Source organism: Paraburkholderia sp. SIMBA_027, assembly GCF_046535315.1.
Lineage (GTDB): Bacteria > Pseudomonadota > Gammaproteobacteria > Burkholderiales > Burkholderiaceae > Paraburkholderia > Paraburkholderia tropica.
Genome location: NZ_JAWRWY010000744.1, coordinates 1 through 266, shown reverse-complemented (window position 1 = coordinate 266; position 266 = coordinate 1). Strand labels below are relative to the sequence as shown.

The window sequence follows — 266 nt, the reverse complement described above, 5'->3', positions numbered from 1 at the left end:
CTCGTGGCCGCCAATGCCGCCTTCATCTTCTGTTACGCCATGGGCACGATAGCAGGACCACAGGCCGTGGGCATTTCCATGGATGTCGCCGGCACCGATGGCTTCGCCTGGGCGCTCGCCGTGTTTTTCGGGCTTTACGTGGTGCTTTATGCCTTCCGTTTTGTTTTCCGGGCAAAACAGACTTGACTTTTCAGGCGCGATACGTAGTTTCGCGCCAGATTTAGCCGAGGTGAGAAGCGCCTGCGGCTTCTCTTTTGTTTAAAGGC

The 266-nt window shown here is 56.4% G+C and carries 1 protein-coding gene; it reads left to right on the top strand.

All coding sequences use genetic code 11. The features are described 5' to 3' along the window. Nucleotides 1-186, top strand: a 186-nt coding sequence (locus SB764_RS41035) for a hypothetical protein (RefSeq protein WP_410866901.1), incomplete at its 5' end; no start/stop codon positions are given. Nucleotides 187-266: the final 80 nt, after the last annotated feature.